The sequence below is a fragment of the Burkholderia sp. THE68 genome, from assembly GCF_009938265.1.
Taxonomy (GTDB): domain Bacteria; phylum Pseudomonadota; class Gammaproteobacteria; order Burkholderiales; family Burkholderiaceae; genus Caballeronia.
In genome coordinates, this window is the sequence record NZ_AP022319.1 from 754887 (window position 1) to 778281 (window position 23395).

A 23395-nucleotide genomic window follows, 5' to 3' on the forward strand; every position below is an offset into this window, starting at 1 on the left:
GGTAGATTCTCTCGTTTCGATAGGGGATGCTCTCGTCCGATATGGACGAGACCACCACCACACCTCGGCAGAGAGCTGCCCGTTCGCGGCTAGCGACGAATCTAAAATTGCTTCGCGGCCGCTCGGGCGTTTCGCAGGAGGATTTGTCCCGCCGCGCCGGCGTAAGTCGGGCGTACGTTGGACAGATTGAACGCCAACGGGTAAGCGCTACGCTCGATATCGTCGCTTCTCTCGCCGAGGCACTCGGTGTGGATGAGGTGGAACTTCTCTGTGAACCTCGCGAAGCGCCAATTCCGCTTAAAAAAGGTCGGAAAAAGAAGAGCGATGCGGGACAGAGTGAAGCCAAGTAAAGGCGTACGGCAGCAGATGCTCGTGGACCGTCAGCGCAACGCAGCTGTGCGCGACATCTTGCGGACCGAAAATCGCCTGTGCCTGCGGGCCCTCAATCGTCATGCGGACGATAGCCGGGCTCGCCCAACGGCCAGTTCGATTTGACGACCTCCCTCCACCAACGCAGAAGTCGTTGGTCGTGGAGCTCTTGTCGTTGCTGAAAGCCATCCGCGGTCGGCAATTCGTCCAGCGCACACGGTCGCCGGTGAAAGCTGACTGTGTTGTGCGGGTTCATCTACGCCAACGTTCGCGATTTAAGAGCCGGGCTCGTCCCAGGACCATCCAGCATTGCCGACCGCTGAGCAAAACGCGAATTTCACGGAAAGCAGCAACTACCACTCAGAGGAGCGAGCCGTGCTTCACGTCGAGCACAATCGCAAGTCGCTCAAACGTCTGGACGCTGATACTTTGCGGCCCGCAAACTGTTCAGGGCATCGAGCCAAGCTTTTGATGATGTGTTTCCGTGAACACATTGGGGTTGCATAAAACATGCACAAGCCATATCGGCGGGATATGCCGAACCCACACTGGACGACGGTGGTCGAGCCGATGGACCGCATCCTAATGTGCGCCGCCAGCAGCCGTTCTCGGTTCGTGCGCCCTACCCCACGGTGCTCCAGCGTAAGTCGTATTTCCGCCGACGATTTTCGAAGGTAAGATGATTCATTTCCTGTTATCAAAGACAGCGCGACCGTTTTGTACGGGACGTGGAACGGATGCTGAATCGCGATAGGCTGGGATACGATATGTCGACGAGGAATGCCCAGTGGACGACCAAAATAAACACAATAACGAGCCTGCTTCCGCCTCGCGCGTAAATTGGGGCTCGATTCCCATCGAAGAGGCGCTGCAGCAATTGCGCCTTCGATTGCTAGACCTGACCGCTCGCGACCGGCTGCTGAGCTTCAAACCGACTGCTGGGAAATCACTGCAATTCGTGCAGTGCAGTCCGGAAGCAGTATTCAGCAGACTAGTTGATGCCCCGAACTCTGCGACTGTCACGCTCACGGGGGTTCCCGAGCCTGAACGCGCCGCCTGGGCAATAAAGAACGGCCGGCTGACGCGCCCTGACGTACGCGACTACGCGCCGAGCGCCGGCATTCCTGTCACATACGAGCTGGGACGCGCCAATACGAAGCTGCCAGCCACGGCCACGTCCGGCGCCCAAATGCGCGCGCTCTTCTACGCCGACGACTTGCCGCTCCATTGCCGGAAGCTTGAGCGTGAGGCGAAGCTGGCCATGTTCAGATGCGGTGGGACGTCGAAAGCTGCATCGATGTGACAGAACTCGGGTGGCCCTATCCGCGAACGGAAAGCAGGTTCGATGAATTCGTCACTTCGAGGACTTTACAGTCCCATCCCGCCCTAACCCTCGAAGAAGCGAATAAGCCTACGATTGCCCCTTTGTTCTCAACCCACCAATCCGTCGTCGCGAGGAGCTGCGCGACAAGCCGCCGCGTAGCGCTCAACCAATAATTGAAACAGCAAAGGCAACGCCGCGCTTGATACGTCGAGCCTGCCGTCCGTCACGCATAAACGCTCTCCGACTTATCTGCGGAACATGACGGGCGCCGAACCTTTTTCCCGCCCCTCGTGCCGTCACCGAGCAATCAGACACCAAATCTTTTCTCCGGCAAGCGGCGGAGTCTCCCCCTTTGCGTTTCCCCGTGCTGGATAACTCACCCGCCCACAGGCCGATGAACCTGGCCTATGGACGGCCCTTCGGGACTGTGAGTTACCCACACTCGAGCCTGACGCGCCGCTCCGCGGCTTGCCCCAGTAAGAGCAACAGCAAAGTCAAAACCAACCGAAATGGCATGCCGACGCCGGAAATGCTGCCCTGAATCGTCGCCTAGCGACTTCTTTTTTTTCCCGTTCTCCTGATGAGGACCATGTCCATTTACTGACACCTGCTCTTGTTGCTGCAAGCCAAAAGACTTGCACGTAACCACCAGTCCTGCGCCGAGAGAATACGCGGCAGATGGCGCGCCTGCTGCGCGGCGCTGCCGAATTTCATCAGCACCGGGCCGATCATGTTGAGGCCGAACGGCAACTGGCGCGGCGCCCCCGCGAGGCCGCATTCGATATCGAACAGCAGCCGTTGCAGCGCCGTCCAGCCGGTACCGCCGAACGCCTCGGGCCAGCCGGGCGCGCCCCAGCCCTGCGCATGCAGGATGCGCTGCCAGCGCACCGTATCGTCGCGCTCGAGCGGGCGATGATTCAGCACCTTGTCGCGCAGATCACCGGGAAGGCGATCACGCAGAAATGCGCGGATGGAATCGCGAAACGCGAGTTCCTCTTTCGAATAACGCAGGTCCATTGAACATCCTCGTTGACGCGCATCCAGACAGACTCACGATACGCGGCATGCCACGCCGGACCGCCACCCGCCTCGGGTGGTCACGCGCCGGTGCGCCTCCCCTATCCTTCATCAAAGGGCAAGCGAGCCGTCGTACGGCGGAATCGACAAATCAACAGCCGGGGAACGGCGCGCGGCCTCGTGGCCGCATCCGGCAAAAGCATCCATGCTCGGGAGACAGATGTAATGAGCACGCTCGAAGCAAGCGGCAAGGTGGCACCGTCTTATCGTCCTGTGCGGTTTCCAGAGCGGCAAACGCTCGTCGAGCATCGCGCGGACGGCACGTTGATTCTCCGCAGCGCCCGCGCGCTGCCGCGCATCGAACAGCGCTCGTTCGCGGATTTCATTCCGGGCTGGGCGGCGCAGCGCGGCGACAGCGCCGCGTTCTGCGAGCGCGACAAGCACGGCGCATGGCGCTCGCTGAGCTGGCGCGAACTGTGGCGGCAAGTGCAGAAGGTGGCGGCCGCGCTGCTGGACATGGGACTGAACGCGCAGCGCCCGCTCATGCTGCTGTCGGGCAATTCCATCGAGCAGGCCGTGTTGCTGCTTGCGGCCGAATACGCGGGCATTCCGGCTGCGCCGGTATCGCCCACCTATGCGCTGATGAGCAAGGATTTCGCGCGCCTCAAGGCCATCTGCGAGCTGGTCCCGCCCGGCGCGGTGTTCGTGCAGTCGGTCGCGCCGTATGCGCGGGCGCTCGGCGCGCTGAATCTGAAGGGCGTGCCCGTCATCGCCGTCGATGGCGCAACGCAAGGTCAGTTCGCATGGGACGCGCTCACGGACGGCCCGTTCGACGAGACGCGCCAGCGCGCTGTCGAGCGCGCCCATGCCGCCATCGATCACGATGACACCGCCCGCGTGCTCTTCACCTCCGGCTCCACGGGGCTGCCGAAAGCCGTGCGCCTCACGTACGGCAATCTGGGCGCGGTCGCCGCGTATTACTCGGACAGCTTCGCATGGCTGCTCGACGCGCAGCCCGTATTTCTCGACTGGCTGCCGTGGCATCACGGTCTCGGCGGCGTGCTGCATCTCGGCCGCGCGATCCAGTTCGGCGCGACGCATTACATCGACGATGGCCGCCCCCTGCCCGGCATGATCGAGCGCACCGTGCGCAATCTGCGCGAAGTGTCGCCGACCATCTTCACGAGCGTGCCGTCCGCATGGACCGTGCTCGCCACCGAGCTCGAACGCGATCCGCAACTGGCCGAAAGCCTCTTCGCGAAGGCGAGCTTTTTCGGCTACGGCGGCGCGAGCATGCCGGCCGAAGTGTGGAAGCGAATCCAGAACGTGGCGGAGAAGACCATCGGCGCGCGGATCACGTTCTGCACCGGTCTCGCATCGACGGAAACGTCCGGCATGGGCACGTATTGCAGTTGGCCGACGGATACGCCCGGCAACATCGGCACGCCCGCGCTCGGCTCGGAAGTGAAGCTCGTGCCGCTCGAAGGCGGCGACGGCCGCTATGAAATACGCATGCGCGGCCCGAACGTGTTCGGCGGTTACATCGGGCAACCGGAACTCACCGCGGCCGCGTTCGATGACGAAGGCTACTTTCGCTTCGGCGACGCCGTCCGTCTGGCCGATCCCGCCGATCCGGCCCAGGGCATGATCTTCGCGGGCCGCACCGTCGAAGACTTCAAGCTCGCGAACGGCTCGTGGGTTCGCACCGGCGCGCTGCGGCTCGCGCTCGTCGACTGCTGCGCGCCCCTTCTGACGGACGCGGTGATCTGCGGGCACGATCGCGACTTTCTCACCGCGCTCGCCTGGCCGAACGTCGCGGCGTGCCAGCGCATCGCGCCCGAGCTCGCGTCGCTCGACGCCGGCGCGCTCGCCGCGCATCCGCTCGTCGTCGCCGAACTGAGCCGGCGCCTTTCGCAACAGAAGGCGCGTGGCGCGACGCTCGTCATCGAGCGGCTGATGTTGCTGGCCGAGCCGCCCTCGCTCGACGCCAACGAAATCGCCGACAAAGGCTACGTGAATCAGGCGGTCACGCGCGCGCGCCGGGCGCATCAGATCGACGCGCTCTATCTGGCCGATCCGGCTTCGAACATCGCGTGCACAGGCGCCATTCCGCGTCACGCGAAGAAATAGAACTCACCTTCCAGGATTCTCGACATGCACATCGAACGCACCGTCTTTCGGGACGATCACGAAATGCTTCGTACTACTGCTCGCCGTTTCTTCGAGCGCGAATGCGTTCCGCATCAGGCGGAATGGGACAAGGCCGGACGCGTGGATCGCGAAACCTGGCTGAAGGCGGGAAAGCAGGGCCTCTTGTGCGTCTCGATTCCGGCCGAATACGGCGGCGGCGGCGGCGATTTCGGCCATGTGGTCGTCGTCAATGAGGAAATGACGCGCGCGGGCGTGAGCGGGCCGGGCTTCGCGGTGCATTCGGATATCGTCGCGCCGTATATCGCGCGCATCGGCAGCGAGGAGCAGAAGCAACGCTGGCTGCCCGGCATCTGCACGGGTGAACAGATTCTCGCCATCGCGATGACCGAGCCCGGCACCGGCAGCGATCTGAAAGCGGTGCGAACCAGCGCGCGCCGCGACGGCGACCACTACGTCATCAACGGCAGCAAGACCTTCATCACGAATGGGCTGAATGCGGATCTCGTCGTGGTCGTCTGCACGACGGACCCGAGCGCGGGCGCGAAGGGCGTGAGCCTGATCGTCGTCGAGACGACGCGCGAAGGCTTCCGGCGCGGCCGCAAGCTCGACAAGATCGGCATGCACGCGCAGGACACCGCCGAACTCTTCTTCGACGATGTGCGCGTGCCGGTCGAGAACCGGCTCGGCGAGGAAGGCAAGGGCTTCGCGTATCTGATGGCCGAATTGCCGCAGGAGCGCCTGAACATTGCGGTCGGCGCAGCCGCGCGGCTCGAAACGTGCCTCGAGCATACGCTGAACTATGTGAAGGATCGCCGCGCGTTCAATCAGACCGTGTGGGACTTTCAGAACACCAAGTTCAAGCTCGCCGACATCAAGGCGCAGGCCATCGCCGTGCGGCTGATGGTCGATCACTACCTCGACGTGCACATGCGCCGCCGTCTGACGCTCGAGGAATCGGCGCTTGCGAAGCTCTTCGCCACCGAAGCGCTCGGCAAGGCGCTCGACGAGATGGTGCAACTGCATGGCGGCTACGGCTACATGCTCGAGTATCCGGTCGCCCGCGCATTCGTCGATGCCCGCGTGTCGCGCATCTACGGCGGCGCGAGCGAGGTCATGCGCGATCTCATCTCGCGCAAGCTGTGAATCCATCGAATCTTCAATTACTGAAGGAGAAGCACATGAGTCGCAAGGTGTATGTCGCAGGTGTCGGCATGATTCCGTTCAAAAAGCCGGGCGCGAGCGAGCCGTACGACGTGATGGGCGAAATCGCGATCCGCGATGCGCTCGCCGACGCTGGCCTCGACTTCAAGGCCATCCAGCAAGCCTATGCCGGCTATGTCTACGGCGACTCGACGTGCGGACAGAAAGCGATCTATCGCGTCGGCATGACGGGCGTGCCGGTCATCAACGTCAACAACAATTGCGCGACGGGTTCGTCCGCGCTCTTTCTCGCGCGCCAGGCCGTCGAATCCGGCGCGGTCGATTGCGCGCTCGCCGTGGGCTTCGAATTCATGCAGCCGGGCGCGTTGTCGTCGAAATGGAGTGACCGCGCGCCCGCGCTCGAACGCGCGCTCGATCTGACCAACAAGCTCGTCGGTCACACGGAGATTCCCACCGCGATCCGCCAGTTCGCCGGCGCGGGCCTCGCGCACATGCGCAAATACGGCACCAAGCTGGAGACGTTCGCGCGCATTCGCGCGAAAGCGAGCGAGCACGCGGCGCGCAATCCGCTCGCGGTGTTCCGCAATGTCGTGTCGACCGAAGACGTGATGAATGCGCCGGTGCTGTGGGAAGGCGTGCTGACGCGCCTGATGGCGTGTCCGCCGACCTGCGGCGGCGCGGCGGCCATTCTCGTGTCCGAAGCGTTCGCGCGCAAACACGGCTTGCGCAGCGATGTGATGATCGCGGGCCAGTCGCTCGCCACCGATCTGCCGAGCACGTATGACGCGGGCGACATGATCCGCGTCGTGGGCTTCGACATCACGCGCAATGCGGCGCAGCAGGCGTACGAGCAGGCGGGCGTCGGCCCCGATGACATCGACGTGATCGAACTTCATGACTGTTTCGCGCAGAACGAGCTGCTGACCTACGAAGGACTCGGCCTGTGCAAGGAAGGCGAAGGCGAGCGCCTCGTCATGGATGGCGACAACACCTACGGCGGCAAGTGGGTGACCAATCCGTCGGGCGGACTGCTGTCGAAGGGCCATCCGCTCGGCGCGACGGGACTCGCGCAATGCTTCGAGCTGACGCATCAGTTGCGCGGCACGGCGGGCGATCGGCAAGTTCAGGGCGCGAAACTCGCCTTGCAACACAACCTTGGGCTCGGCGGCGCGGGCGTCGTCACCATCTACAAGCGCAACGCGTGATGACGATCGAGAAGAAGCATATCGGCATGCGGTTGCCGGTATTCACTGCAACTGCGGATGCGTGGCGACTGCGCTTCTTCGCGAAGGCGATCGGCGAGACGAACCCGGTCTATTTCGACGAAGCCGCCGCGCACGACGCGGGGCATCCCACGCTGCCGCTGCCGCCCACGTTTCTGTTCTCGCTCGAATTCGAACAGTCGTCGACGGCATGGCGCGATGAACTCGGCATCGTCTCGTCGCGCATTCTGCACGGCGAGCAGTCGTTCGAGTATCACCGCATGGCGTATGCGGGCGATCTCCTGCGTTACGAAAGCCGCATCGCGGATATCTACGACAAGAAGAACGGCGCGCTGTGGTTCATCGTGCGCGAAACACGCGTGACGAACCAGCGCGGCGAGCACGTAGCCGATCTGCGCAGCGTCATCGTTCAGCGATAAGCGAGGAACAGGCGAATGAGCATCATCAGTTTCGATTCGATCCGCGTCGGCGACATCTTGCCGTCGCTCACGCTTCCCGCAGTGAACCGCACGACGCTCGCGCTTTTCGCGGGTGCGTCGGGCGATCACAACGCCATTCATCTCGACACCGACTATGCGCGTCGCGCTGGCGTGCCGGACGTGTTCGCACACGGCATGTTGTCGATGGCGTGGCTCGGGCGGCTGCTCACCTCGTGGGTCGAGCAGAGGCAGTTGCGCTCGCTCGGCGTGCGCTTTGTCGGCATTACGCAGCTCGGACATGTCGTGACGTGCACGGGCAAGGTCACCGAGAAATTCCAAGCCGAAGGCGAGCGCCGCGTGCGGCTCGAAATCCAGACCGTCAATCAATATGGCGAACCGCGCGTGCTCGGCGACGCGGTGGTCGCGCTCTGAATCATTCATCGGGAAGACATCATGGGAAAGCTCGAAGGCAAAGTGGCATTGGTAACCGGTTCGGGACGCGGCATCGGTCAGGCGATCGCGCTCAAGCTCGCGAGTGAAGGCGCGCGGCTCGTCATCAACGATCTCGATACCGAGGCCGCGCAGGAGACCGTGGAGCTGCTGCGCAAGCAAGGCACGGAAGCGGTGGCGTGTGTGGGCAATGTGTCGGCGCCGGATTTCGCGGACCGGCTGATCGGCACAGCGATGAATTCGTTCAAGGGCATCGACATCATCGTCAATAACGCGGGTTATACGTGGGACGACGTCGTGCAGAAAATGACCGATGAGCAGTGGTACGCGATCATCGACTGTCATCTCACCGCGCCGTTCCGCATTCTGCGCGCGGCCTATCCGCATATCAAAGCGCTGCACGCCGCTGATAAGGAAGCGGGCCGGGAGAATTATCGGAAAATCGTCAATATTTCGTCGACGTCGGCGCTGAACGGCAATGCCGGGCAGATCAACTATTCATCGGCGAAGGCGGGCGTGATCGGCATGACGCGCGCGCTGGCGCGCGAGTGGGGGCGTTTCAACGTCAACGTGAATTGCGTCGCATTTGGCCTGATCCATACGCGCATGACCGTGAGCACCGAGGCGGCGGCGTCCGTGAAGATCGATGGCAGGGACATTCGCGTCGGCCTGAACGCCGACATGCTGAAATCGCACGCGCAGCGCAATCCGCTCGGACGTGGCGGCACACCGGAAGAAGCGGCGGGCGGCGTCTATCTCTTCTGCTCGCCGGAATCGAACTACATCACCGGGCAGACTGTCGCGGTGGCGGGAAACCTGCAATAGGACTACTCGATTCAGGGATTGGGTTGCTCCACTTTGGCGCGTTCGGAGGTTGGCCGAACGTGCTTTTTTTGTTTTTCACGCGAGAAACATGCCTGCAATAGTCCATAACCCTAATACATCGAGACGGAACACGAAGTAGAATCCATGGTCAATTGTCGTTCTCCTGAAAATCACGAGCGGGGTTCACATCTATGCCAGCACCGCCGAAAATCAGTGTCTTGTTGCCTGTGTACAAAGTCGAGCCGTACATCGAAGAATGCCTCGATTCGCTTCTGTCGCAAACCTCCACTGATTTCGAGATTATCGCCGTCGACGACAGCAGTCCTGATCGATCCGGCGAAATGACCTCGCGCATCCTCGCGCAGCAAGACCGAATTCCGTGGCAGTTTATTAAGAACCGCGAGAACAAGGGCCTCGCCGAAACCCGCAAGATCGCCGCGCAGGCGGCGCGCGGGGAATACGTTCTGTGCGTCGATAGCGACGATCACGTTCACCGCGACCTCATCCGCCGGGTCATTGCCGAGGCGGACGCGCACCATGCGGACGTCGTAATCTTCGCTGCCGAGAACATCAGTCCGGAAGGTAAGATCAATTACCGCGTCGAAACGGGCGATGCGATCATCACCGGCCTGGAGGCGGTCGAGAGAATTCTCGATCTATCGCTGCAAGCCTATTGCTTCAACAAGCTCGTGCGCCGATCCATTTTCCTGGCCATTGAGCATCCGACCGGACTGATATACGAAGATATCTGCGTCTCGGTGCAGACGCTGGGCAAATCGGAGATCGTACGGCTCATGCCCGATACCTTGTATTCGTATATGTATAGGGAATCGGGCATTTCGACACGCTTCAATCCTAAGATCGTAGATCTTTTTGCCATCATGGATCGCGTGGAAAAGAGCACGGAATCGATGCCCATACGAAATTACCGCCGTCTTTTGTTCAGACTGAAATACATCTACGGTTATAGGACGATCGCGTTTCAGACAGCGATCAAGGCACCGACTTACCGACTGGCGAAACCGATTCTGTGCAGCGTAGCCGAGAGGCTTCGCATCGCGCATCTGGTCGGCATGTACTCGGATCATCGCCCGAAACTGTCCATTGTGATGGCCATGCTCAAGATCCATCCGTGGATTTTCTACTGCTTCGTCCGTCATTTCGGGCGTGGATAACATGCACAGGCTTTGAAGGGGCTGCTTCAACCGGTCAGGCTTCCGACGCGAACCCGAGGCCACTCGCACGCAGCCGCGCAATCTCCGATTCATCCAGGCCCCAGTCCCTCAAAGCACCGGCGCCTCCTTCGCCTCGTCGCGGCGCAGGCCGTGAAATGGCCGAAGGCGTTTGCGAAAACTTCGGCGCGGGCGCGGGCTGCACGACGCCATCGAACTCGACAAAGCTTGCGCGCGCGCGATGCTGCGGATGCGCCGGCGCTTCCGAAAAGCCCAGCACCGGCGCGACACAGGCGTCGCTGCCTTCGAACACGCGGCACCATTCGTCGCGCGTGCGCTCGGCGAACGCCGCCGCGAATCGTTCCCTCAGCAGCGGCCAGCCTGCCCGATCATGCTGCGCGGGCAAATCCGCGTCGGCCAAGCCGAGCTTCTCCAGCAATTGCGCATAGAAGCGCGCTTCGACCGCGCCAACGGCCATGTAATGCCCGTCACGCGTGCGATAACTGTCGTACCAGGGCGTGCCGCCATCGAGCAGATTGCTCTCGCGCGCCTCGCGCCAGTTCCCCGACGCAATCAATCCCCACAGGGTCGTGCCGAGCTGCGCAGCGCCTTCGATCATCGCGGCATCGACCACTTGTCCCGCGCCGCCGCGCTGCACGTTGAAGAGCGCCGCCACCACGCCGAGCGCGAGCAGCATGCCGCCGCCGCCGTAATCGCCGACGAGATTCAGCGGCGGCACCGGCGGCTCGCCCGCGCGCCCGATGCCCGACAGCACGCCCGACAGCGCGATGTAGTTCAGGTCGTGCCCAGCGCGCTCGGCGAGCGGACCTGTTTGCCCCCAACCCGTCATGCGGCCATACACGAGCTTCGGATTGCGCGCGAGCGCCGTTTCCGGTCCGATTCCGAGCCGTTCCATCGTGCCCGGCCGGAAGCCTTCGATGACGACATCCGCCTTCGATATCAGTTCGAGCGCGGCATCGGCGGCTTCGCGCTGCTTCAGGTCGAGCATGACCGAACGCCGGCCGCGCCCGGTCAGATTCTTGTGCTTGCCGCTGATCTTCGGCCCGAGATCGCCGGCCGCGACGGGACGATCGACGCGCAGTACATCCGCGCCCATGTCCGCGAGCAACATGCACCCGAACGGCGCCGGACCGATCGCCTCGAACTCCAGAACCCGAACTCCGCTCAATACGCCCATGTCTGCCTGTCTCCGGTGTGAAAGTGATGCGCTCCAGTCAGTAAGCCAGATGCGCGCATGAGCCGCGCCACCCGCGTCGGGTAGATCGATTCGAGCCGATCCGTTATCCTGCGCTGACAACCAACAGCGCGGCGCAATCGAACGCCATCGAACCCGATGCTCACTCTTTCCCCACGCGACACTGCGATGCTCGACGGCGAGTTCGGCGATGGCCTCGCGCTCGCGATGCGTATCGTCGCCGCGACGGCGCGCGTCATGGACGCCGATACGCTCATCGACATCAGCTGCGCGCACATCGACGGCTGTCTGTATCACGGCGCGGCGAGCCTCGATTTCGTCGAGCGCTTCGTCGCGAGCGGCGCGAAGGTCGCCGTGCCGACCACGCTCAATGTCGGCTCGCTCGATCTCATTCACCCGGAGCTGTTTCGCGGCGATGCCGGCACCGCGAGCGCGGGCAAGCGCCTCATGCAGGCGCATATCGAACTCGGCTGCGAAGCGAGCTTCACGTGCGCGCCGTATCAGTTGAAGCATCGCCCGAAACTGGGCGATCAGATCGCATGGGCCGAATCCAACGCGATCGTCTTCGCCAACTCGGTGCTCGGCGCGCGCACCAGCCGCTATGGCGATTTTCTCGATCTCGCCGCCGCGATCACCGCTCGGGTGCCGAACGCGGGCCTGCACGTCACGGCGAATCGCGCAGCGCGCATCGTGATCGCAGCACCCGATCTGCGCGCGTCGCCGCATCGCGATGCGGACTTCGCCGCGCTCGGCTTCCTGCTCGGCAGCGTGGCCGGCGCGACGGTGGCCGCCATCACCGGCCTGCCCGATGACACCACCGAAGACGAACTGAAGGCGCTCGGCGCGGCGGCGGCGTCGAGCGGATCGGTGGCGCTGTTTCATGCGGTCGGCATCACGCCCGAAGCCGCGACGCTCGACGCTGCATTGCAAAGGCGCGCGCCCGAACGCACGATTCCGGTGAGCGCATCGGACCTTCATGCCGTGCGCGCGCGCTGGAGTCACGCGCAACCGGGCGACGCGCTCGCCGCCGTCAGTCTCGGCACGCCGCATTTTTCCGTCGAGGAGTTCCGCACGCTCGCCGCGCTCTTCGCGCGTCATGAAGGCGCGCCGCGCTGCGATGTCTATGTGAACACGAGCCGCTTCGTGCTGTGGCAACTCGAAGAGGAAGGCATCGCGCAACGGCTTGCGGCGCGTGGCGTGCAAATCGTCGTCGATACCTGCACATACATCACGCCGGTGATGAAGCAGGTGAGCGGTCTCGTGATGACCAACTCGGGCAAATGGGCGCATTACGCGCCGGCGAATATCGGCGTGACGGTCGCGTTCGGCAGCATGAGCGAATGCGTGCGATCGGCGTTCGAAGGAAAGGTGTGCATCGATGAATACGTTTGAGGCCGTCACGCTCGTTCCGGGCCACGCACGCGCTGCGGGCATCGCGTTGCCGCCGCTCAGCTTCTGGGGCGGCTACGACGCGCAACGCGGCGTGATCGTCGATGCCACGCATGCCGGTCACGGGCAGCGTCTCGCGTCGCGCATTCTGGTGATGCCGCGTGCGCGCGGATCGAGTTCGAGCAGCAGCGTGCTCGCCGAAGCGTTGCGCAACGGCACGGGGCCGGCCGGCATCGTGCTGACGGAGCGCGATCTGATTCTGTCGATTGGCGCGATCGTCGCGAATGAACTGTATGCGTCGAACGTGCCGGTCGTGATGGTCGATGAAGCCGCGTTCGCGCAGCTCGCCGTCGCCGATGCTCACATCGAAATCGATGCGCGCGACGCAACGCAGCCCGCGACGCTGCGCGTCATCGCGCCATGATCGTCTCGACCACCGAGATGATCTGCTGCCCCGCCGTTTTCACGTGCTGTTCGAGCAGCTTCGCGCCGAGCTTCGGATCGCGCTTCCTGCATGCATCGATCAGGCTCATGTGCTCTTCATGCGACTGCTCGCGAATCGGTACCTGCACGACCTGAAAGCGGAAATAGCGGTCGCTGCGATCGTGCAGCCCGCGCAGCATCTGCAACGTGATATCGCGCCGCGCCGGCAGATACAGCGTTTCGTGCAGCCGCCAGTTCAGTTGCCCCCAGACGCCCGAATCCGCGTGATCCATCTCGTTGACGAGCTTTTCGGCCTTCGCGATTTCGGCATCGGTGATAAGCGGAATCGCCTGCGAGAATAGCCACGGCTCCAGCCGCAAGCGAATCTCGAACGTCTCTTGCACTTCTTCTATCGACAGCTCCGCGACATACGCGCCACGATGCGGCACCTTGGTCAGCAAGCCCTCGCCGGTGAGACGCGTGATCGCTTCGCGGATCGGCACGCGGCTCACGCCGAGTTCGTCGGCGAGCGCTTCCTGACGCAGCACTTCGCCGGGCGCGAGATCGCCCGAGAGAATGCGTTGCCGGATCGCGGTCGTGACGAGCTCGACCGTGGTCGTGCGCACGATCCTGTGCGCGGAATCGCTCGCGTTCGGCGTTTCTGTTCGACGGGATTTAGCGGCGACCGGAGGCATGTGCTTCATTCGATGCTTATCTATGATGTTGCGGCATCGTAGCACGCACCCACGCGCCATTCTTCATCACGCCCGCGATGCGCTCGCCCTGCCCGGTCAGCACGCGGATATCCTTGAGCGGATCACCATCCACGACGAGCAAATCCGCATACGCGCCCGCCGCGACGACGCCAAGCTTGCCCTTCATGTTGACGATCTCCGCGCCAATGGCGGTCGCCTGACGAATGGCCTCGAACGCGCCGACGATATCCGCGCGTATCGACAGCTCATCGCTCTGATACTGATGCATGTCGCCGAGCAGATCGGTGCCGAGGCCCATTTTCACGCCGCGCGCATGCAGCATCGCGAGCGCTTCGAGTCCGCGCTTGCGGACGGACTCGTTCTTGTCGAGCGTATCTTTCGCGAGGCCCATCTGCGCGCCGACTTTCGACATCGCGTCATACGTGACGAGCGTCGGCACTGCATAGGCGTCGTGTTCCGCCATCACGTCTGCGGTTTCTTCGTCGATCAGATTGCCGTGCTCGATCGTACGCACGCCGAGCCTGACCACGCGCGCAATCGCCTTCGCGGTGTAGGCATGCGCCATCACGTAGGTCTGATGCGATTGCGCTTCCTCGACGGCGGCCTTCACTTCGTCGACAGAGAATTGCAGGTTGCCGATGGGATCGGTCGGCGAAGCCACGCCGCCCGACGCCATGATCTTGACGTGATGCGCGCCCGCGCGCATTTCCTCGCGCACGGCACGGCGCATTTCATCAACGCCATCGACCACGCGCCCGATCGCGCCCATGTTGCGATTGCAGCCGCACGGGTCCGGATCCGAGTTGTCGTAACGTTCGCGGAAATCGCCGTGGCCGCCCGTCTGCGAAAGCGCCTTGCCCGCCACGAACAAACGCGGCCCCGCGATCACACCCTCTTCGATCGCACGCGACAGCGCGTAATCCGCGCCGCCCGCATCGCGCACGGTCGTGAAGCCGCGATTCAGCATACCCGCGAGAATCGGCACCGCGCGCAGCACGGCGAACGTGTTCGGCAAGCGGCTGTTGTTGCCGAGATGCGCGACCGATGCGATCACATGCACATGACAATCGATCATGCCGGGCATCACCGTCTTGCCGCCGACATCGATGACCTGCGCGTCGCTCGCCTGCACCGGTTCGCGCGTGACATCGCGAATCGTGTCGCCGTCGATCACGATCGAATAGCGGCCGTCGTCGCGTTCGTGATCGGCGTCGAGCACGCGGGCGTTTTTCAGTATCAGCATGGCTTGATCTCTCCCGTTATTTCAGCAGGAATCCGTGTGCGAGCGGATCGCGGTCATCGACGAAAATCGTGTTGTGGCCTGTCACGCGCGCCCAGCCTTCGATGGCCGGCTGAATCGCCTCGTAATCGCCGACGCGCGCCGCTTCCATCGGCACGCCTTCGAACAAGGTGCCGATGATGCTCTCGTGCACGAAGCGCTCGCCGATCTTCAACTGCCCTTTCGCGACGCGCTGCGCCATGCGCGCCGAGGTGCCCGTGCCGCATGGCGAGCGATCGATGGCCTTGTCGCCGTAGAACACCGCGTTGCGCGCGCTCGCGCCTTCCACGGTCGGCTCGCCGGTCCACATGACGTGACTCAGGCCGCATATGGCGTCGTTCTCCGGATGCACGAACGTGTACTTCTCGTTCGCCTGCTGGCGCAGCACCGGACTCAGGCGCTGGATGTCGGAAGGCTTCAGCGCGTGCAAGCCGTCATAGTTGCGCTGCGGCTCGACGATCGCATAGAAGTTGCCGCCGTACGCGACATCGAATTGAATTTCGCCGAGTCCTTCGACTTCGACGGACAAATCCCGCGAATGCAGGAACGAAGGCACGTTGACGAGCTGCACCGAATCCACATGCTCGCCATTCATCCGATATCGCGCGACGACGAGACCCGCTGGCGTATCGAGCCGCAGCACGCCGGGCTCGCGCGGCCGCACGAGTCCGTGTTCGATGGCCGTCGTCACCGTGCCGATGGTGCCGTGTCCGCACATCGGCAGGCAGCCGCTCACTTCGATGAAGAGAATCGCGAGATCGCAATCGGGGCGCGTCGGTGGATAGAGGATGCTGCCGGACATCACTTCGTGCCCGCGCGGCTCGAACATCAGTGCGGTGCGGATCCAGTCGAACTCGCGCAGAAAATGCGCGCGGCGCTCGATCATGTTCGCGCCTTCGAGCGGCGGCGCGCCACCCGCGACGACGCGCACCGGATTGCCGCAGGTGTGTCCGTCGATGCAGAAAAACGTGGATTTCATTGCGCAAGCGCCCGCACGTTGGCAATCGCCTTCTCGACGATTTCTATGGTCCGCTGCCGCTCATCGCCTTCGAGCATCAGACGCGGCGCCTTCACGTATTCCGGATAGCCCGCCGTGATGTTTTCCGCGAGCTTGATGTATTGCACGAGCTTCACATGCGTGTCGAGATGGAACAGGTCGATCAACGCGCGATACAGCGCGCGCGCCTTGTCGTATTCGCCATTGACCGCGTAATTCAGCAAATCGACGGATTCCTTCGGCATCGCGTTCGCCATGCCCGAGACCCAGCCTGTCACGCCGAGTGCGACGGATTCCACGATCAGATCGTCGACGCCGCAGAACACGACGAAGCGCTCGCCGAACCGTGTGTAGAGGTCGGTGACCCGCGTCGTGTCGTAGGTCTCTTCCTTGATCGCGACGACGTTCGCTTCATCGATGAGTTGCGCCAGCAGATCGGGACGCATGTCGACGCCATAGCCGCGCGGATTGTTGTAGATCATCAGGCCGAGCTTCGTGGAACGCGCGATCGACCGATAGTATTCGACGGTCTCGCGATCGTCCGAGCGATACGTCAGGCCCGGAAACACCATCAGGCCCTGCACGCCGATTGTTTCGGCATCCTTGGCGAATTGCATCGCGTTGGCGGTGTTCAGTTCCGCGAGACCGGAAATGACGGGCACGCGTCCCTTCACCGTTTCGACGGCAATCTTCAGCACCGTGCGCTTCTCTTCCGGCGTGAGCTGCGCGTTCTCGCCGACCATGCCCATCATCACGACACCGCCGACGCCGTTGTCGATCAGACGGTTCAGGCCGCTCACGATGACGTCGCGATCGAGCGAGCCGTCTTGCCTGAGCTTCGTCGTGACGGCGGGGAATACGCCTTTCCAGTTCACTTGCATGGTTGCTCCTCCAATTTAGAAACGCGCAATCGAATATGGCGCGAGCGGCACGCGCGGCGTGCGGCCCGCGAGTACATCGGCGACGAGCGCGGCGGTGGTTGCGGATTGCGTCAAGCCGAGATGACCGTGTCCGAATGCATAAACGACCGATGACATGCGCGGCGATGCGCCGATCACCGGCAACGAATCGGGCGTCGCGGGGCGATGGCCCATCCATTTCGCCGCGTCCCTATCGTCGATGCCCGGAATGAAGCGCTTGCCGAGCGCGAGCAATGCATCGCTGCGACGATAATTCGGCGGCGCATCGATGCCCGCGAACTCCGCCGCGCCACCGATGCGCAAGCCCACATCGAGCGGCGTCGCAACGAACTTGCGCTCCGCGAAGATCACTTCGCGCGTCAGTGCAGTGCCGTGTTTCGGCAGCGTCGCGTTATAGCCGCGCTCGCTTTCGAGCAACACGCTATCGCCGATGGACTTCGCCAGTGCCGCCGACCATGCGCCGGCGGCGATCACGATGCGCCGTCCTTTCACGCGGTTGCGGTCCGCAAGCAAGACCGTATCCGTCGATTCGATCGCACGCGCGACGCCCGTCACGAAGCGCGCACCGAGCGCACGCACGCGCTCGCGCAACAGCGTGACGATGCGGCGCGGATCGCCGATATGCGACCAGTCGTCGAGAAAGACGCCATGCCGGAACACGGGCGCGAGCGACGGCTCGCAATCGCGCACCTGCTGCGCGTCGAGCGCGTGCCAGCGCGCGCCGAGTTCGCGCTTGAACATCCATTCGGCCTGATCGGCGGCGAAGGCTGCATCGGTCTCATAGACGGTCAGCGCGCCGCGCCGGTAGTGCATCGCGCTTGCGCCGATATCGTCGAACATCGGCAGGATGTCGTGGTAGACGCGGTTGTTCAGCAACGCGAGCGCATGCGATATCGCCTGAAAACGTGCCGGCTCGCTCGCGCGCCTAAACGCCATGAACCACGGCAGCGCCTTTGGCAGATGCTTCCAGTCGAGCGCGAGCGGGCCGAGCGGGTCCATCAGCCATTTCGCGGCCTTCGTGAACATGCCATGCACGGCGATCGGCGTGCTCTCCGTCACCGCGATGCCGCCCGCGTTGCCGTGCGATGCGCGATCGCCTTCGAAATCCCGATCGATCACGGTCACGCGCGCGCCATCGCGCAGCGCCGCCCACGCGCAAGCCAGCCCGACGATGCCCGCTCCGATCACGACGACATCCGCGATTTCTTCGCCCGTCATGCTCATGAACTCGCGCGCGACTTGATGAGCTTGTCGTCGACGGCTTCGCACCACGTATCCGCGAGCGTGAAGCCGGTCTGGAAACGATCGGTCGGATCGACGCCGACTTGCGATATCGCGGTGATCCACGCCTGGCCGGATACGACGGGCACGATTGCGGGCACATCGCCCAGGCGCGTGACCGATTCGATGCGGCTCTCGAAGATCGACCCGATGATCGACTCGTGCAGGAAGGTCTCGCCCACGTCGATCAGTCCTTTGGCGTGCATCACCGCGAGCCGCGCGGACGTGCCCGTGCCGCACGGCGAACGGTCGCAGCGACCCGGCGACACGATCACCGTGTTGCGCGATTTCAGCACGCCGTTCTCGCGCGAGAGCGGCCCGACGAACTCGGTCATCGTGATGCCCTTGATGAGCGGATTCAACGGATGCGGCGACGGCAACTGCTCCGCCGCGGCGGCCTTGATGACCTGCCCGAGTTCGCACAGTTCGCGCGCTTCATCGGGCGTGATCTGAAAGCCGAGTTTTTCTGCATCGACGATCACATACGTCATGCCGCCATATCCGACATCGACAGTCAGGCTGCCGATGCCTTCCACTTCGATCGTCCTGTCGAGATGATTCGCGAACGCGGGCTGATTGGTGAACTCGACCTTCGTGACCTTGCCATTCGCGCACGCGCAGCGCAGATGGATCAGCCCGGCCGGCGCTTCGAGCACGAGCTCGGTGACGGGCTCGACCATCGGCAGGATGCCGGTTTCGAGCAGCACCGTCGCGACGCACATCGTGTTCGAGCCGGACATCGCCGGATATTCGGTCGATTCGGCGATCACATAGCCCATTTGCGCGCGCGGGTCGGTTGCGGGCAGCAGGAAGTTCACCGTCTGATTGGCCGAGCCGCGCGGCTCGAAGATGCAGATGCGGCGCAGATCGTCGCGCACTTCTTCGAGGTGCATCATCTTGTCGAACATCGTCGCGCCGGGTACGTCGAAGACGCCGCCCGTCACCACGTTGCCGACTTCGCCTTCGGCGTGGCAGTTCACTACTGTGAGCGTTCGGTTCCAGCGCATGATTATTGCAGCGGCGCGTGCGCCGTCTCCTTGATGGTGAAGACCGTGAAAGTCGAGAGCAGCGCGGCGAGCATCACGAAGTACGCCGGCGAAAGCGGCGAGCCCGTCGCCTTGATGAGCGCGATGGCGATCATCGGCGCGAAACCGCCGAACACCGCGTTGGCGATGCCGTAGCCGATCGACATCCACGTCGTGCGGATTTTCGTCGGAAAGAGTTCGGAGAGCACGGCGGGCCCGACGCCCGAGAAGATGCCGATGATCACGCCGCCCAGCACCTGCACCGCGCCGACGATCGCCGCCGATTTGTATTCGAGCATCAGATGGAAGATCGGATACGGCAGCACGAGAAACGCGATGCAGCCGATCGTATAGATCGGCTTGCGGCCGAAGCGGTCCGAGGCCGCGCCCCAGAACGGAATCGATGCCGTCATCACAATCAGGCCCGCCGTGTTGAGCCACAGCGCCGTCGATGCGTTCATGCCGACGTACTTCGTCGTGAACGACGGCAGGTAGTTGAGCAGCACGTAGAGCGATACCGTCCACACGATCACGAGGCCGCAGGCCTGCAGGCCGAGAAGAGCGGGCGCGCGGCCTTTCGCCTTGGGCGCTTCGTCGGTGGCGCTCTGGTAGACCGGCGTTTCCTCGCTGCGCTTGCGGATGATCCAGCCGATCGGCCCGATCACGATCGCACCAACAATGAACGGCACGCGCCAGCCCCAGTCGAGCATGGCCTGCTGGCTGAGCAGCGTGGTCATGAGCGCGGCCGCGCCCGAGCCGAGCAGCATGCCGCCGAGCGTGCTGCATTGCTGGAAGCTGCCGTAGAAGCCACGCTTGTTCGGCGGCGCCCATTCGACGAGAAACGCGACCGCGTTGCCCAGTTCCCCGCCGACGGAAATGCCTTGCAGCATGCGCGCGGCGACCAGCAGGATCGGCGCCCAGATGCCGATCGATGCATAGGTCGGCAACAGCGCCATGAAGAGCGTGGCGGCGGCCATCAGCGGCATGACGAAGGTGAGCGTCCACTTGCGGCCTTTCTTGTCGCCGAGCCAGCCGAAGATGATCGCGCCGAGCGGGCGCGCGGCGAAGCCGAGGCCGAACGCGCCGAAGGTGCCGAGCATGGCGGCGAAGTCGTCGCCAGTGGGGAACATGACTTTGGCGATGACGGTCGCGAGGAATGCGTAGGTACCGAAATCGAACCATTCGAGGATATTGCCGACGACCGCGGCAGTGACGGCGCGGCTGGATTTGGACGAGGCTTTGGGTGCGTCGCTTGCGGCGTATGGACTGGCAACGGCGTTGGCGCGGTCGGTCATGGTGACTCCCTCGGTCGCGTGGGGTGCGGTTCCGGGGGATTGTGCGCCCATATCAAAATTGAATCAAGGATTTTGGATCCAAAATTCGACGACGGAGCCGACAAAGGAGGGAGTCTTAAGCGACGGGCGGCCCTATGGGCCGCCCGTCGCAATCGTGGTATGACCTATTCGGAACAGCGATTACTTGCGAAGAAACGCAAAGAAATCTCCGAACGACGAGTAGTGCATCCCGCCCTTGGTGACGTACGGCAACTTGAGGTCGACATTCTTATACGTTCCATCGTCCTGCCTGTCGAACTGAGCAAAATCGGACGCCTTTAGTACGAAAATCGATTGCGATTTCGGGTCGAACTGAATCTGCCTGATCGCCGTGGTCGGAACGCTGAGAGTCGTTTTCACATTCTTTTGCACGTCGTACAGGATGACCGGATTGAGCGTGGAACTGTTGTTGGTAAAGACGATCTGTTGATTGTTGATTGCGTGGATATGCAGCGGGTTCGACTCGGTAAGCGCGGCGAACTCTCGCACAGCACCGTTCGACATATCCAGCTCTCTCAGACGCTGCTCATAGTTGGGTAAGCCAGGACCGTCGAAGTAGGCTCGCTTCCCATCGGGCGTGATAGCAAGCTCGTTCCTGTAGGGATTCCAATCTCCGAGTTCGAACGACTTCACCACATCCAGCCCCTTCGCGCTCAGTTTGAGGATCCAGTCCCGCTTCAGGCTGCTATTCGAGGCCAACGCGTAGATCGCGTCCGAATCGTCCGAGGCCGTGGCGACCTGACTCACACGCAATCCCTGAGGCGCAGCAATGGTCCCCTTCAACGCGCCATTAGTCGCATCGAAGACGCTTACCGACTCTGCAGCGACAAACAGGCGTGAGTTGTCCGAGGAAACCTGAATGCCGTAGACCGACGAGCTCAAATTCAGAGGCGAAACCCAGGCAACCGAATTGCTCGCAACATCGAACGCGGCCAAGTACTGCTTCTTATCAGCTTCATTGGCCAGGACAAAGTACATTCTCCGTCCGTCCGGACTCGATCGCATCAACGAAGCGCGGTCATAGGGTACGGCGACGCCAAGATCGATTTCCTTGACGATCGCACGAGTCGCGTAGTCGTACACCGTCAGATGAACCGGAGCGACTTCACGAGTCACTTCGTAAAACACCGCTTGTCTGCGCGGGCCATAGAATTTCTGCGCCATCTCGATGTCGGTGGGGCTCAGTTTGCCGTCGCCATTCCACTTCGGATTGCAGTAGTTCATGATCGACGCGAGATCCCACGGACCGACCATCGTGTCGCCGTAAGTACCCTGTGCGGGCTCGATACACGACGATGGTGTATCCGGCCGATTCTGCTCATGCGCAAAGCCCAGCGCATGACCGAATTCGTGCGCGGCGATGCGACGAATGCAATATTCCTCGCGCCCCTGACAGCTCTGGCCCCAGTTGTTGAAGGTGAAATTGAGCGCCATTCCGCCTTGAGCGTTGTTCAACATCGCACCCAGGCCCCACGTATGCGGCGCGCTGCCAACAATGTCCTCGACCGAGATCCGAATGCCGTAGTAGCCCGGATCATTCGTGCATTGCTGCCAACCGGAAAATTCGACGCCGGAATTCTGCTCCCAGGTCTCCTCGACCGCGAGACGAGTCCAGTTGCGCTCCGCGGAGTACCGCGCGAAATCCGCAGTGTTCAGATCCCAACAAACTCCGATGGGCACCCGATCCCAGATAACGGCCGACAACGCATAGCCTTTCACCGTTGCCTTGTCCTGCACGGCCGCCTGCTCGACTGAAGTCTTGGCCGTGGAACTAACCGCGTCGGTGCCGCCGCTGCCATCGCCGCACCCACTGATGAGCAATCCTGACAAGAATGCCAGTGCTAAACCCCTAAACCTTTTCATCTTCTTCTCCGTTAATGACTAACCACGCGTCCTCATGCGGGGCGGGAGAAGTATATTTTCAGCACCCAATCAATCTGACATCTTCATTACGAAATATTTCCAATGCCTTCATTTTCAGCAACGACGTGCAATTAGATTGCTTCTAGGCAGGCAATCAAGCGCAATGTCCCCTCATCGCGCTCCATAAAACCGCTGCGCCATGACGATATCCGTCGTGCTCAACTGCCCGTTGCCATTCCAGTCCGGATTGCAGTAATTCATGATCGATGCCAGATCCCACGCCCCGATCAATGTATCGCCATAACTGCCTTGCGCGGGCTCCTTGCATGTCGATGGCGTATCCGGCCGGTTCTGTTCATGCGCGAAACCCATCGCGTGACCAAACTCATGCGCGGCGATATTGCGAATGCAATACTCTTCACGGCCCACGCAACTCGTGCTCCAGTTGTGGAACGTGAAGTTGAGCACCATGCCGCCGACCACGTTGTTCAGCGTCGTTCCGAGCCCTTGCGTATGCGGTCCGTTCGTGGCGTTATCCTCGATCGAAATCCGTATGCCGTAGTAGTTCGGATCATTGGTGCATTGCTGCCAGCCCGTGAACGTCACGCCGGAGTGTGCCTGCCAGCTCGCCTCGACCGCGAGACGGCTCCAGGTGCGCTGATTGGTATACAGCGCGAAGTCGGCATTGCTCATGTCCCAGCAAACGCCGATAGGCTCCTGCTTCCAGATGACGGTGGACAACGCATATCCTTTTGCAGTGGCCTGATCCTGCGCGCTTGCTTGCTTCGCCGCGCTCCCGGCGTCGCTGCTATCGCTCCCACCGCACCCGCTAACCAGCATT

The 23395-nt window shown here is 62.6% G+C and carries 21 protein-coding genes and 1 pseudogene; 11 read left to right on the forward strand and 11 right to left on the reverse strand.

The features are described from left to right. The first annotated feature begins 26 nt into the window (after nt 1-26). Nucleotides 27-350 carry a helix-turn-helix domain-containing protein gene (locus tag BTHE68_RS31985; protein ID WP_232078321.1) on the forward strand — a complete coding sequence of 108 codons (324 nt, stop codon included), beginning with the start codon at nt 27-29 and terminating at the stop codon, nt 348-350. Between the two features lie 806 nt (nt 351-1156). Beyond that, nucleotides 1157-1672 (forward strand): DUF4011 domain-containing protein, encoded by a 516-nt coding sequence (locus tag BTHE68_RS31990; RefSeq protein WP_162070281.1) that lies wholly within the window; start codon nt 1157-1159, stop codon nt 1670-1672. Nucleotides 1673-2338: 666 nt separating this feature from the next. Here BTHE68_RS31990 and BTHE68_RS31995 read toward each other — a convergent pair. Beyond that, nucleotides 2339-2710, reverse strand: a pseudogene (locus tag BTHE68_RS31995) (acyl-CoA dehydrogenase family protein); the annotation flags it as partial. A 225-nt stretch (nt 2711-2935) separates the two neighbouring features. Between BTHE68_RS31995 and BTHE68_RS32000 the strand changes: the two are divergent. The 7 genes from BTHE68_RS32000 (at nt 2936) to BTHE68_RS32030 (ending at nt 10114) form a co-directional block, all read left to right on the forward strand. Then, nucleotides 2936-4840, forward strand: a complete 1905-nt coding sequence (locus tag BTHE68_RS32000) for a feruloyl-CoA synthase (RefSeq protein ID WP_162070283.1) — start codon at nt 2936-2938, stop codon at nt 4838-4840. A 24-nt stretch (nt 4841-4864) separates the two neighbouring features. Then, nucleotides 4865-6004: an acyl-CoA dehydrogenase family protein gene (locus tag BTHE68_RS32005; RefSeq protein ID WP_162070284.1), complete on the forward strand. Its 1140-nt coding sequence runs from the start codon at nt 4865-4867 to the stop codon at nt 6002-6004. A 35-nt stretch (nt 6005-6039) separates the two neighbouring features. Continuing rightward, nucleotides 6040-7227: a lipid-transfer protein gene (locus tag BTHE68_RS32010; RefSeq protein WP_162070285.1), complete on the forward strand. Its 1188-nt coding sequence runs from the start codon at nt 6040-6042 to the stop codon at nt 7225-7227. Next, a complete protein-coding gene (locus BTHE68_RS32015) occupies nt 7227-7664 on the forward strand; it encodes a MaoC family dehydratase N-terminal domain-containing protein (protein WP_162070286.1) in 438 nt (145 codons plus the stop codon). Before BTHE68_RS32010 ends, BTHE68_RS32015 begins: the two co-directional genes overlap by 1 nt. A 15-nt stretch (nt 7665-7679) precedes the next feature. Continuing rightward, nucleotides 7680-8096, forward strand: coding sequence for a MaoC family dehydratase (locus BTHE68_RS32020; protein ID WP_162070287.1), 417 nt, complete (start codon nt 7680-7682; stop codon nt 8094-8096). 21 nt (nt 8097-8117) lie between these two features. Further along, entirely contained in the window at nt 8118-8939 is an 822-nt protein-coding gene (locus tag BTHE68_RS32025) for an SDR family NAD(P)-dependent oxidoreductase (protein ID WP_162070288.1), read from the forward strand. 191 nt (nt 8940-9130) lie between these two features. Next, nucleotides 9131-10114: a glycosyltransferase family 2 protein gene (locus BTHE68_RS32030; RefSeq protein WP_162070289.1), complete on the forward strand. Its 984-nt coding sequence runs from the start codon at nt 9131-9133 to the stop codon at nt 10112-10114. A gap of 34 nt (nt 10115-10148) precedes the next feature. On the opposite strand, the gene BTHE68_RS32035 is transcribed toward BTHE68_RS32030, so the two are convergent. Then, the gene (locus BTHE68_RS32035) at nt 10149-11309 is read right to left on the reverse strand and encodes a CaiB/BaiF CoA transferase family protein (RefSeq protein WP_162070290.1); all 1161 of its coding nucleotides are present in this window, start codon (nt 11307-11309) and stop codon (nt 10149-10151) included. A gap of 156 nt (nt 11310-11465) precedes the next feature. Here BTHE68_RS32035 and BTHE68_RS32040 point away from each other — a divergent pair, with 156 nt between their 5' ends. Then, the gene (locus BTHE68_RS32040; protein ID WP_162070291.1) at nt 11466-12719 is read left to right on the forward strand and encodes an aconitase X; all 1254 of its coding nucleotides are present in this window, start codon (nt 11466-11468) and stop codon (nt 12717-12719) included. Then, nucleotides 12706-13140 (forward strand): aconitase X swivel domain-containing protein, encoded by a 435-nt coding sequence (locus tag BTHE68_RS32045; protein ID WP_162070292.1) that lies wholly within the window; start codon nt 12706-12708, stop codon nt 13138-13140. Before BTHE68_RS32040 ends, BTHE68_RS32045 begins: the two co-directional genes overlap by 14 nt. Here the strand turns inward: BTHE68_RS32045 and BTHE68_RS32050 are convergent. The 9 genes from BTHE68_RS32050 to BTHE68_RS32090 all read right to left on the reverse strand — a co-directional run bounded on the left by BTHE68_RS32050 (nt 13127) and on the right by BTHE68_RS32090 (nt 23295). Next, on the reverse strand, nt 13127-13834 hold the full coding sequence (locus BTHE68_RS32050) for a GntR family transcriptional regulator (protein ID WP_162070947.1): 708 nt from the start codon (nt 13832-13834) through the stop codon (nt 13127-13129). The genes BTHE68_RS32045 and BTHE68_RS32050 overlap by 14 nt on opposite strands. A gap of 16 nt (nt 13835-13850) precedes the next feature. Next, on the reverse strand, nt 13851-15098 hold the full coding sequence (locus tag BTHE68_RS32055) for a metal-dependent hydrolase family protein (protein WP_162070293.1): 1248 nt from the start codon (nt 15096-15098) through the stop codon (nt 13851-13853). A 16-nt stretch (nt 15099-15114) separates the two neighbouring features. Beyond that, nucleotides 15115-16113: a 4-hydroxyproline epimerase gene (locus BTHE68_RS32060; protein WP_162070294.1), complete on the reverse strand. Its 999-nt coding sequence runs from the start codon at nt 16111-16113 to the stop codon at nt 15115-15117. Continuing rightward, the gene (locus BTHE68_RS32065) at nt 16110-17012 is read right to left on the reverse strand and encodes a dihydrodipicolinate synthase family protein (protein ID WP_162070295.1); all 903 of its coding nucleotides are present in this window, start codon (nt 17010-17012) and stop codon (nt 16110-16112) included. The genes BTHE68_RS32060 and BTHE68_RS32065 overlap by 4 nt, the downstream gene beginning before the upstream one ends. Before the next feature lie 15 nt (nt 17013-17027). Beyond that, nucleotides 17028-18269, reverse strand: coding sequence for an NAD(P)/FAD-dependent oxidoreductase (locus BTHE68_RS32070; RefSeq protein ID WP_162070296.1), 1242 nt, complete (start codon nt 18267-18269; stop codon nt 17028-17030). 2 nt (nt 18270-18271) lie between these two features. Further along, entirely contained in the window at nt 18272-19339 is a 1068-nt protein-coding gene (locus tag BTHE68_RS32075; RefSeq protein ID WP_162070297.1) for a proline racemase family protein, read from the reverse strand. A 2-nt stretch (nt 19340-19341) separates the two neighbouring features. Further along, complete coding sequence (locus BTHE68_RS32080; RefSeq protein WP_162070298.1) at nt 19342-20652, reverse strand: MFS transporter; 1311 nt, start codon at nt 20650-20652, stop codon at nt 19342-19344. A 180-nt stretch (nt 20653-20832) separates the two neighbouring features. Continuing rightward, complete coding sequence (locus BTHE68_RS32085; protein WP_162070299.1) at nt 20833-22554, reverse strand: hypothetical protein; 1722 nt, start codon at nt 22552-22554, stop codon at nt 20833-20835. Between the two features lie 171 nt (nt 22555-22725). Further along, nucleotides 22726-23295 (reverse strand): M12 family metallopeptidase, encoded by a 570-nt coding sequence (locus BTHE68_RS32090; RefSeq protein WP_232078169.1) that lies wholly within the window; start codon nt 23293-23295, stop codon nt 22726-22728. Between the last annotated feature and the right edge of the window lie 100 nt (nt 23296-23395).